The sequence below is a fragment of the Rhizobium sp. LjRoot30 genome (genome assembly GCF_964253915.1).
Taxonomy (GTDB): Bacteria; Pseudomonadota; Alphaproteobacteria; order Rhizobiales; family Rhizobiaceae; genus Metarhizobium.
In genome coordinates, this window is record NZ_CAXUSG020000002.1 from 76,963 (window position 1) to 87,872 (window position 10,910).

Consider the following 10,910-nt stretch of genomic DNA (forward strand, 5'->3'; position numbering starts at 1 on the left):
GTCCACGACGGAACAACAAGGTATGCGCGCCTTCAAGAACATGAGCATTCCGGTCAATCTGGCATTGCGCGGCCTGGCGCTGGCGCTGCGTTTTGCGTTGTCCTTCTACATCGTAAAATTTCTCGGCCTGGAAGCGGCTGGGATATACGGGCTGACGCTGGGTGTCATCAGTTCGGCGCCGGCGATACTCGGCTGGGGGCTGAACTATTTCGTTTCCCGCGACATCATCGGTACGAGTAAGGAAAGCGCCGGCGTCGAGATCCGGAACCGCCTGATCGTCACCACGATCACCCTGGCGGCCGTGACAGCATTATGCCTGGTTTGCGTGCTGGTGGCGGACTACCCGGTTCGCCTGCTTTTCGTGCTGGTGGTGCTGATCGTCTGGATGGAGACCTATGCTTGTGACGTGCATGCCCCGCTGATCTCGCTGGAAATGCCCGTTCTCGCCAATGTCCTCTTCTTCATCCGCTCGTCGCTGTGGATTCCGTTCATTATTGGCGCGGGTGTCATCTACCCGCAGACGCGTGCCCTCGAGATCATGTACACCGCGTGGGCGGTCAGTTACGTCCTGATGGCGCTGGTGTTCTGGCGCGCCGTCAGCGGCTGGCCGATTGCGGCGATCATCCGAAAGCCGATCCGGCTCGACTGGCTCACGCAACGGCTCAGATCCTCCTGGCCGATCTACATCAGCGACTTGAGCAATGTCGGCTTCGTCTACATCGACCGATATCTCGTTTCCTTCTATCTCGGCCTGACATTGACCGGCGTCTATACCTTCTACTGGTCGCTCACCAACGCGGTGCAGACGCTGTTGCTGACGGCCGTGGTGCAGGTATCCCTTCCCAAGCTGTTCAAGGCGCACGCCCAGGATGAGATGGGCGAGTGGCGGGACGTCATGCGCATGCAATTCCTGAAAATCGCCGTGCTGTCGGTCGTTTTCGGTGCCGGCATGCTGTTTGCCAGCGAAATCCTGTTCCGGGTGATGGGCATGTCGGAGCTTGGAGAGCACCGCTCCGTCTTCATCCTGCTGCTTCTCGCTTCAATCACCCGGTCGTGCGGCGATCTCCTGAGCGTCGGGCTGACAAGCCTCAGAAAAGACCGCTATTTCGTCTTCCTCAATCTTTTCAGTGTTTTCATGTCCGTCGTCATGGTCACTGCGCTGGTGCCTTTCTTCGGGCTGGTCGGCGCTGGAATAGCGGCCTTGACCACAGCCATTGCCGTTGCCGTCGTCGGCGCCTTCAGCGTCATTGCGCATTCGAGGTCGAAGCCCAGATGATCCGTCGATTCCTGAAGAAATATTACAACATCGGCATGAACAGCCTCCCGCCGCGGCTCGCCACCCATCTGCAGTTCCTGCGATATCACGGACGGCTGGCGCGGCTTAAAAATCCGAAGACGCTGAACGATCATCTGGCGGCCCGTAAGCTGGCCTGGACGCCCGCGGACATGCGGCCGGTGATCCGCAGCGACAAGATCGCGGTGAAGGATTTTGTCACGGCCGCGCTCGGGCCGGGCTGGGTGGCGCCGATCCTCTGGCAAGGCTCCGACCTTGCGGATTGCCTGCCGCTACCCTTTCCTTATGTCATCAAGATGAACCACGGCTCCGAACGCAATATCTTTGTCTTCGCAGAGAAGGATCTCGTCGGCGCGCGCGAGATGTGTGCCGAATGGTTGAAGAGGCGGACGCCGCGCCGGCTGGCCGAAGAGTGGTACAACCATATCGAGCCGCGCATTTTCATCGAGCCGTTCTTCGGACTGGATGGCCAGGCGCCTGTCGACTACAAGTTCTTCTGCTTCGGAGACCAGATTCCCTGCATCCAGGTGGACACCAACCGGTTTGGCGATCACAAGCGCTGCTTCTATGATGCCAGCTGGAAGAAGCTGGACTTCGGCCACTATTATCCGCTGGAAACGGCCGATTTGCCGCGTCCGAAACACCTCGATGCCATGCTGGATGCAGCACGGACGCTGGTCAAAGGCTTCGAATTCGTGCGCATCGATTTCTACGATCTGCCCACCGGCGCGCTGTTTGGCGAGATGACATTTTGCCCGACCTCCGGCTTCGGGGCATTCCGGCCGCCGGAGATCGACGACTGGCTCGGTGTCTTCTGGAAAAAGGCGCAAAGTGAAACGGCTGGCGTCAACCAGGCATGAAACAGAAGAGTGATCCATGTCCAATTTGTCCTGGCTGATCTTGATATTGGGGTGGCAGATATTCGCCCTGTATTACATTTCATCCTTCTTCAAATGGGGCGTTCTCACGTTCGCATCGTTCTTCTGGATCCGCTATAATGTCCTGCTGATCCTCGTCATGCCGGTCTTTGCCGGTTCCAGCCGGAACATGGATGCCGTAGGCACGGCGATCTTCGGCATCCGGGAGCATATCGACCAGGCTTTTTACCTTTCCATTCTGGGCGTCGTCTTCACCATCGTCGGCATGGCGCTTGCCAGTCTGACATCCGGCAACAGCGTGGTCTTCACCTTCATCGAAAAGGGGTTTGCGTTCTGGCAGACCCGGATGGGCGCATGGATTTCGCTGACGGTGCTGATCGTCGCGACCCTCGGCATCATCGCGATCGGCGTTCGTCCGTTCCAGGGGCGGCAACTGTCGTTCGAGGAGACATCGCTGCGCCCGGCCATCAACCTCTATACGGTCGTCCTGCGCACGCTTGCGCTGAGCATCATCGTCTATGGTTTTGCCCACAGTCGCTATTTTCTCGTCGCGGGGTTTCTGGCCTCGATGCTCGGGCTGTTGATCGGCACGCGTGGCGCCAGCATCGAGATCCTGTTTACGTTCGCGATCTGCCTGGTGATTGCCTATCGCTACAAGAACCTCGTTGCCTTCGGCGTCTATTGCGTCGCCTTCATAATGGCCGCTATCGTGATCGGCATGCTGCGGTCGGAGGGCGCGTCCGCTGACGGGGCCTTTGCCGATATCGGCACGGTGCTTTCCTACCAGCTGCTCTTCGGCAACAATTTTTCCGATTTTCGCGACTATGCGTGGATCCTCAGCGGATTCAACGGCGAGTTCTACAACGGCATGACCTATCTTGCCGGCTACATGGCGCTGGTACCGACATTCATCAGCGAGTTCCGTTATGAATACGGCATTGGCCGCGTCACCTCGATGCTGGCCGGCCTCGATCCCGATTTTCACGGTGGCCTGCGCCCGACCATGTTCGGCGAGGCCTATCTCAATTTCGGCATCGCCGGCGTTGTCGCGATTGCGACGTTCTTCGGTTTCTACCTGGGAAAGATCCACATGTGGGTGCACCGCGACCTGCAACCGAATGCCGCCGGCTTGTTGAGGGTATTGTGCGGTTTTACCGCCTTCACCATCCTCCTGTCGATCATTTCCACGCCGGGCTTTTATTACGTCTACATCGTTGTCGCCTGGCTGACCGGGGGTATCGTGCTTTCCAAGCTATTGCAGCGATAACTTGAATATCTCCGTACTTCCGAACCGAAGTTTACGGTTCGCCAGCATCGAACCCGCGGATAACTTAAACAAAAATCCATATCTCCATCTATAGTGTTCGTGCCGATCGGTCCGGTCGCCCCGTCATCCTGCGTAAAAGAGTTCATGATTGAGTTGTCCGACATCGCTATGAATGGCAGGGTTCTGCGGGTTCAGTCGAATGGCCAGCGCCGTGTCGCGGAGGAAATCCTCGCAAGGCTGCCGGAGCTGAAGGTCATCCATCCGGGCCGCTCAATGGTCTCCGGCATCGGCGGACATTTCTGGGAACAGGCGATCCTGCCGCTGAAGACAATGGGCCGCCCCTTGTGGAGCCCATCGACCAGCGGCCCGGTCTTTCATCCCAATCATGTCGTGACGATCCACGACATCGCCTTCGTCGATGGACCACAGTGGTTTTCGCCCAGCTTCGCCCGGCTCTACGACACCATTGTCGGCCGGCTGGTCAAATCCGCCAGGCATATTGTGTCGGTTTCCGATTTTACCCGAGAGCGATTGATCGCTCACTACGGCGCTGCGCCCGACAGGGTGACAACCGTGCATTCGGGACGGACGCTGGCTTTCGAACCGGCTTCGGCAACACGGATCGACGAGGTTCTCGACGGTTTCGGATTGAGCGGCAAACCATTTCTCATCGCTTTCGAGGGGACGGATCCCCGCAAGAACACGGCGGCGATCCACGAAGCATGGGGCAAGCTGTCATCCGCCAATTTCGACGGGGCATTGGTCCTCTTCGGCCGGGCGGCAAACCCGAAGGTTTTTTCTGCTGTAGCCGGCACTGCCGGGGGCGCCGGTATCGTCCGCGTCGGCGCCGTTGCGGACGAAACGCTGGCGTGCCTGTTCAGCGCCGCACGGGGTTTCGTTTTTCCATCGCTGTATGAAGGTTTTGGCCTGCCGGTGATCGAGGCAGCGGCTTGCGGTTGCCGCATCCTGTCGTCGAATGTTACCTCGCTGCCGGAAGTGAGCCCGCCCGATAGCCTGTTCGTCGATCCCTCCAGCGTGTCCGAAATCGTGGCGGGAATGCGGCACCTGCTGGAGACGGACGACACACCCGAGGCACGGTCGGCGCGGATGGCTTTTGCACGGCACTTCGACTGGAACCGGACGGCGCAGAGCTATGCGGAGATCTTCAAAAAGGTCTTTACCTGATGGCCTCCGATGCCGGTTGGGGCAAACGGATGAAGGACGGCGATCCACGAATCATCTTATGGTTGACTGTAGGTTGCGGCGAAGGAATCGGTGGCAAGGAAGTAAGGCATCGATGAAAATCTGCATGGTATGCCAGACATTTTCGCCACAGGAGGAGGGCGGGGCCGAAATTTCGGCCAGAATGGGCGCCATCGAGCTTTCCCGCCGGCATGACGTGACCGTTCTTTCCCTGGGTGAACTTAAAAATCCGATGGCTCCCCTGGGGGAAACCAGGCATGCCAGTGGCTTCAGAGTGGTCCGGATTCCCTGGAGCAATTCCTACCTGCCCGGTCCGACCCACCCCCCGGTCTCCCGACCCAAACGCATCTTGTGGCACCTGCGCAATGCCGAGGGAGCGATCGCCGTCAAGGACGTTGTCGCCTTCTTCGAGCGGGAGCGTTTCGACATCATCTACGCCCAGAGTTTCGCCCGCATGCAGCCGGCGATCTACCAGGCAGCGAGACAACTGAAGCTGCCCCTGTGCGTTCACCTGCGCGACTACGCCCTCATGTGCCCTCGCACGAGCATGTACAGGCGCGGCGGCAATTGCCGAAAGCCTTGCCTGGATTGTCGCATCCTGACGATCAAGGCGAAATGCGGCGATGGCGAGGGCATCACGGCAATTTCGGTCAGCGATGCGGTACGGCAGACATTTCGACGCCACAACGTGCTGGCCAAGGCGCAGTGGCACACGCTGCACAACACCAATACCAGCCTGCAGCACTTCAACCGTGACATCGTTGGCCGGACCAGATACGTTTCTTCGGAATTCACGCTGGGCTATCTCGGATCGCTGACGGAAGAAAAAGGCATCGCCGATCTGATCAGGGCGTTCAAGAGCATTTCCGGCAACGGCAAGGCACGGCTGCTTGTGGCGGGCAGGGGACGGGCGGACTACACGTCCTTTCTGCAGGATCTGGCGAAGGGATGCGCTGTCGAATTCCTGGGATATGTTCCCTCCGATGTCATCTATGCGCGTGCCGATGCCATTGTCCTGCCATCCAGGTGGCATGAGCCACAGGCCCGCATTCTCGTCGAGGCGGCGGTCTATGGTGTGCCGGTCATCGGCACGACGATGGGCGGCACGCCGGAGATCCTTTCGCAGCACCGGACCGGCTGGTGTTATGACCCGCACGGCCAGGGCAATCTCGTCCGCCTGCTCCGCCAGGCCTTGGCCATGGGGCCGGAGCGATGGTGGCAGGAACGGGACCTGAATTTTCCGGGGATTGCAGCATTCAAGGGCACTGCGGAAGCATCCGGCTATTATGACCGGTTGGAGGAAATATTGCAGAGTGCGGCCGGCTGAAGACATTTTCGGTTCGGTGCGTCCGATGGATCTGGCTGCGTGACCGGAATCGGGTGGCAGCAGGCCGAATTTCGGACCAGGATCGAAGCCGCTTGCAAAATTGCCTTGGATATTGAGCGTCAGGACATGCCGAGATGACCCGTTTCTACAAGATCATTGCCTCGCCGGTCGGCGCATTGACGCTTGTTGCTGGCGAGAGCGGGCTGATGGCGGTGTTGTGGGAAAACGACAAGCCGGAACGGGTTCATGTCGGAGCCGTGGTCGAGGATGCACGGCATCCGACGCTTCTGGAAACCGCGCGACAGCTCGGCGAATATTTCGAAGGCAAGAGGACGATGTTCGAACTTGCGCTCGATTTTGTCGGCACGCCGTTCCAGCGCCAGGTCTGGACAGCCCTTCTGGACATTCCCTACGGCGAGACACGATCCTATGGCCAGCTTGCCGAAACGCTTGGCCGTCCGGCCGCGGCACGCGCGGTGGGGGCGGCGAACGGCCGTAATCCGATTTCGATCATCACGCCGTGCCACCGCCTGGTCGGCGCCAACGGTGACCTGACGGGTTTCGCCGGCGGGCTGGACAACAAGCGGTTTCTGCTCTCGCTCGAAGCGGCGGCGGGCCAGGCGACGACCTGATTTTTCGGCGAATTGGCAACGTGGCGGGGACGGTCCGATCATCGGCGCCAGGGTTCCGTCGGCCTTCACTTTACTTCCCTGTTCAACGGCATTCCACGCTGCCCATCCGGCTTGCATGGCCAGATCGGCGACATTTCCGTCGGCTGTGGTCTGCCCTGTGAAATGTTGAATTTGTGCGTATTGACAATTTCCACAAAACCAACATAAATCCACATAAGTGGAGAAAACGGTCGTGGATTTTTCGGTTCTTTCGCTCAGGTCGGCAATCGCTTCCGGCAGCCTCACATCCGAGGCCCTGGTGCAGGAGAGTTTGGCGCGCATCAAGCGATTGAACCCCACTGTCAATGCTTTCAGCCAGGTCTACGAAGAGCAGGCGCTGCAGGAGGCGAGGGCTTGTGACCGGGAGGCGGCGAAAGGTCGTTTTCGTGGCCCGCTTCACGGCATTCCCATGGGGGTCAAGGACCTCTTTTTCACGGCGGGGCGCCTGTGCCAGCGCGGGTCCGCCGCCTATGCAGATTTCGCTCCCAAGGCGACGGCGCCGATCGTCCAGCGGATGGTCGATGCCGGTTCTATCATGATCGGCAAGACGACCACCACGGAGATGGGCTGGTCGGGTTCCGGCAATTCGGAATTCTACGGGCCGACGCGCAATCCGTGGAACCCCGCTTTGACCAGTGGCGGTTCGAGTTCCGGTTCTGCCGCCGCGCTTGCGGCGCGCATGGTGCCCTTCACGCTCGGTTCGGATGGCGGCGGCTCGGTGCGCATTCCCGCTGCCTTCTGTGGCATCTTCGCCATGAAGGCGTCTTTGGGCCGCGTGCCGGCCTGGCCCTGGAGTGCGACGGAAATGCTGTCGCATGCCGGCCCGATGAGCATTTCCGCCCGCGACAGCGCGCTTCTGTTCAACCTCGTCAAGGGACCGGATCCGCGAGATCACCAGTCGCTTCCCGATGATGGAGCCGATTATACGGCAACAGACCTGCCGAAATCCCTGCGTATCGCCTTCGCGCCGAGCCTCTTCGGCTTCGAGGTGGCGCCCGAGATCGACCGTGTCGTGCGCGATGCGGTGGAGGTTCTTGCAAGCGCGCTCGCTCTGGACATTCGCCCGGTGTCGCCTGGTTGGTCCGATCCGATCGGCATTTTCGAAACCTTGTGGGTTGCTGGCCGTGGTGTCGCCTACGGCGCGCAGGCGGATCTTTCCAATTTCGGCAGCGGTTTCCGCGGGCTGGTGGAGGCCTCGGCGCAATACGATCTCGCCGCCTATCTTGCGGCGGTCAAGGCGCGGGCGGAGTTCGCCGGCAGCATTCATGCGCTGTTCGAAGACATCGACCTGCTGCTTTTGCCGACGGTGCCCGTCGAGCCGTTCGCCGCCGATCGCGAAGCGCCGGAGGGGTTCAAGTCTTCCTCCGACGTGCTCGCCTGGACCGGCTGGACGCCCTTTACCTATCCCTTCAACCTGTCGGGCAATCCGGCGGCGTCGCTGCCCTGCGGCCTGACGAAGAACGGTCTTCCGGTCGGCCTGCAGGTCGTTGGCCGCCGCCATGCCGATGCGCTTGTGATGGCGTTCTGCCAGCAGGCCGAAAACCACATTTTCAACAATAAAATACCTCCGCTTGCCGATGCTGGTGGCAAAGCGGAGTGGGGAACACCCAGCAACCCAACTGCGGAGATAACGTCATGGAATTCAACAGGAGAGCATTCTTAAAAAGTTCGGCGCTTGCCGGCGTTGCCGTCGGCCTGCCGGTCCTCAATACCGCGTTCTTCGTCAATCCGGCCCATGCCGCCGATGGCAAGGTCCTCAACTTCATGTCGGCGGAAAACCTGACCGGCAACTGGGACCCGTCGTCCCACACCACGCTTGCCCAGATCAATCTGGAAAGCTTCGTCTTCGGCTATCTCACCCGTGCGCCCATGCGGCCGGACAATCCGGACGAACTGGTGATGGAACTGGCAACCGAGATGAAGCTCATCGACGAGCACACGCTCGAGTTCAAGCTGCGGGAAGGCGTCACCTTCCATGACGGCAAGCCGTTTACCGCGGAAGACGTCAAGGCGACTTTCGAATATGCCAGCCAGCCCGACCGGCCGGCAGCCTGGTACCCCGGCACCTGCGAGGTCGAGGTGGTCAGCGACCACGTCGCCCGCATCAAGACCGACAAGGGCGGTTACCCCGCCAGCCTCTTCTGGTTCCTCTCGGCCTTCCTGCCGATCATGTCGGCCAAGGATGTCGCCGATCCAAAAACGCTGTCGGCGCGGCCGAACGGCACCGGCGCCTTCAAGTTCGTGCGTCAGGATGGCAATACCACGGTGCTCGAAGCCTTCGACGGTTTCTACCTCGGCAAACCGGCCATTCCCGGCATCAACTTCAATTTCGTCGGCGACGCCACGACGCGGACGCTCGCCCTGCTGAACGGCGAAGCCGACCTGATCGAGCGCCTGGAGGCCGAACAGGTCCAGTCCATCGAGGAGGCCGGCGGCTTCAAGCTGAACAAGGCGGTCTCGGTCGAAAACAAGTATCTGTGGTTCCGCTGCTCCAAGGCGCCGTTCAACGATCCGCGCCTGCGCAAGGCGGCAGCCCACGCCATCGACCGCACCGTGCTGCTCGACATCCTCGGCGTCTCTGGCCACGCGTCGAAGGCGTGGATCTCGCCGGTGAAATTCGGTTACGTCGATACGCCGAACTATCCGGAGTTCAATCCGGAAGAATGCCAGCGGCTGCTGGCGGAAGCCGGTTTCCCCAAGGGCGAAGGCCTGCCGGAACTGGAATACATCACCTCGGTCGGTTTCTATCCGAAGACGAAGGAATATGGCGAGGTCATCGCCGCCATGCTGCAGGAACAGGGTTTCCCGGTGAAACTCAACGTCATGGAAGTCGCGGCCTGGAACGAGCGGCTCTACGACCGGCCGGGCGGCGGGCCGGGCCACATGATCGACTGCGGCTGGTCGACGGGTTCGCCTGAGCCGGACCTCGTGCTGCGCACCCACTTCCACTCCAGCTCGAAACGCATCTGCGGCATCGAAGACAAGGATCTCGACGCGGTGCTGGACAAGGAGCGCAATACGCTCGATCCTGCAGAGCGCAAGGCGGTGATCCAGAACGAGGTCATGCCGATGCTGGCCGAGAAGGTGCCGTCGCTGTCGCTGTTCACCTCGGTGTTCATCCACGCGATGCGCAACGGCCTTGATGGCATGTACTTCTATCCGAACGGCATGATGGACGCCAACAAGGCAACCCTGGCCTGATGGCTCATTGCGGCCGCCGGAAGACGGCGGCCGCATCGGTTCCAGTCGGCATAAGGGGAGATGGATGTTCGTCCTATCGTTTTTGCTGAGACGGCTCCTGCAGGGGAGCCTGATCATCCTGCTCGTTACCTTCATCATCTTCACGCTGCTGCGGGTGGTGCCGGGCGATCCGGCGCGCCTGATCGTCGGCGGCATGGCGCCCGACGAGGTGGTCGCCATGAAGGCGAAGGAACTCGGCCTCGACCGGCCGATCCCGATCCAGTTCGTCTCCTATCTCGGCACGCTGGCGACCGGCGATCTCGGCACGTCCTTCGTCCGGCCGAAAAGCGGTGCCAGCCTCGGCGGCGCGGCCTTCGACGACCAGACCCGCGAGGAGCGCGCCAAGGTGCTCGACCTCATCCTCGCCACCCTGCCGATGACGCTGCAGCTGGCCGTGGTGGCGCTGGTCATCGCCCTGCTGGTCGCCGTGCCGCTTGGCACCGCCGGCGGCCTTTATCCCGGCCGCTGGCCCGACAAGCTGGCGCTCGCCTTGGGGTCGCTGTGCGTCTCGACGCCGAATTTCTGGCTCGGCATCGTGCTGACGCTGTTTCTTTCGGTGAAGCTGAAATTCCTGCCGGCCATCGGCTACAAGGGTTTTAGCTACACCATCCTGCCGGCCATCGTGCTGGCGGTGGAGATCGTGCCGTTCATCCTGCGCACGCTGACCGTTTCCGTGGCGCAGGTGATGCGCGAGGAATTCATCCAGCTGGCGCCGATCCGGGGCCTCAGCCGCAGCCGGACGATCTTTTCGCATGCGCTCGGCAATTCGGCGATCCCGCTGATCAACCTGCTCGGCGTCCAGCTCGGCATGTTGCTCGGCGGCGTGCTCGTCATCGAATTCATCTTCGATTATCCCGGCCTCGGGCTGCTCACCATCAACGCCGTGCTGCAGCGCGACTTTCCGCTGATCCAGGGCATAGCCATTTTCATTTCCGTCATGTTCGTGGTGATCAACATCCTGGTGGACCTGATCGCGATGACCATCGATCCGCGACTGGAGTACTGACGTGACCGATATCGTCCGCGAAAA

General features: G+C 60.7%; 9 protein-coding genes. All 9 read left to right on the plus strand.

Features of this window, described 5'->3' with window-relative positions; all coding sequences use genetic code 11:
* The first annotated feature begins 22 nt into the window (after nt 1–22).
* The 9 genes from ACSQ3I_RS04380 (at nt 23) to ACSQ3I_RS04420 (ending at nt 10,886) form a co-directional block, all read left to right on the plus strand.
* Entirely contained in the window at nt 23–1,276 is a 1,254-nt protein-coding gene (locus ACSQ3I_RS04380) for a lipopolysaccharide biosynthesis protein (RefSeq protein ID WP_435996405.1), read from the plus strand.
* Complete coding sequence (locus ACSQ3I_RS04385) at nt 1,273–2,154, plus strand: ATP-grasp fold amidoligase family protein (protein ID WP_435996407.1); 882 nt, start codon at nt 1,273–1,275, stop codon at nt 2,152–2,154. The genes ACSQ3I_RS04380 and ACSQ3I_RS04385 overlap by 4 nt, the downstream gene beginning before the upstream one ends.
* A gap of 16 nt (nt 2,155–2,170) precedes the next feature.
* Nucleotides 2,171–3,439, plus strand: a complete 1,269-nt coding sequence (locus tag ACSQ3I_RS04390; protein WP_435996409.1) for an O-antigen polymerase — start codon at nt 2,171–2,173, stop codon at nt 3,437–3,439.
* Between the two features lie 144 nt (nt 3,440–3,583).
* On the plus strand, nt 3,584–4,624 hold the full coding sequence (locus ACSQ3I_RS04395; RefSeq protein ID WP_435996410.1) for a glycosyltransferase family 4 protein: 1,041 nt from the start codon (nt 3,584–3,586) through the stop codon (nt 4,622–4,624).
* Between the two features lie 292 nt (nt 4,625–4,916).
* The gene (locus tag ACSQ3I_RS04400; RefSeq protein WP_435996412.1) at nt 4,917–5,969 is read left to right on the plus strand and encodes a glycosyltransferase; all 1,053 of its coding nucleotides are present in this window, start codon (nt 4,917–4,919) and stop codon (nt 5,967–5,969) included.
* Between the two features lie 134 nt (nt 5,970–6,103).
* Nucleotides 6,104–6,601: a methylated-DNA--[protein]-cysteine S-methyltransferase gene (locus tag ACSQ3I_RS04405; protein ID WP_435996414.1), complete on the plus strand. Its 498-nt coding sequence runs from the start codon at nt 6,104–6,106 to the stop codon at nt 6,599–6,601.
* 232 nt (nt 6,602–6,833) lie between these two features.
* The gene (locus tag ACSQ3I_RS04410) at nt 6,834–8,303 is read left to right on the plus strand and encodes an amidase (protein ID WP_435996416.1); all 1,470 of its coding nucleotides are present in this window, start codon (nt 6,834–6,836) and stop codon (nt 8,301–8,303) included.
* Nucleotides 8,276–9,841 carry an ABC transporter substrate-binding protein gene (locus tag ACSQ3I_RS04415; protein WP_435996418.1) on the plus strand — a complete coding sequence of 522 codons (1,566 nt, stop codon included), beginning with the start codon at nt 8,276–8,278 and terminating at the stop codon, nt 9,839–9,841. Before ACSQ3I_RS04410 ends, ACSQ3I_RS04415 begins: the two co-directional genes overlap by 28 nt.
* 64 nt (nt 9,842–9,905) lie before the next feature.
* Entirely contained in the window at nt 9,906–10,886 is a 981-nt protein-coding gene (locus ACSQ3I_RS04420; RefSeq protein ID WP_435996419.1) for an ABC transporter permease, read from the plus strand.
* The last annotated feature ends 24 nt before the right edge of the window (nt 10,887–10,910 follow it).

Bases quoted from the DNA above. Each gene is read 5' to 3' on its own strand.
- ACSQ3I_RS04380 (WP_435996405.1), top strand. From the start codon at position 23: ATGCGCGCCTTCAAGAACATGAGCATTCCGGTCAATCTGGCATTGCGC.
- ACSQ3I_RS04385 (WP_435996407.1), top strand. From the start codon at position 1,273: ATGATCCGTCGATTCCTGAAGAAATATTACAACATCGGCATGAACAGC.
- ACSQ3I_RS04390 (WP_435996409.1), top strand. From the start codon at position 2,171: ATGTCCAATTTGTCCTGGCTGATCTTGATATTGGGGTGGCAGATATTC.
- ACSQ3I_RS04395 (WP_435996410.1), top strand. From the start codon at position 3,584: ATGATTGAGTTGTCCGACATCGCTATGAATGGCAGGGTTCTGCGGGTT.
- ACSQ3I_RS04405 (WP_435996414.1), top strand. From the start codon at position 6,104: ATGACCCGTTTCTACAAGATCATTGCCTCGCCGGTCGGCGCATTGACG.
- ACSQ3I_RS04415 (WP_435996418.1), top strand. From the start codon at position 8,276: ATGGAATTCAACAGGAGAGCATTCTTAAAAAGTTCGGCGCTTGCCGGC.
- ACSQ3I_RS04420 (WP_435996419.1), top strand. From the start codon at position 9,906: ATGTTCGTCCTATCGTTTTTGCTGAGACGGCTCCTGCAGGGGAGCCTG.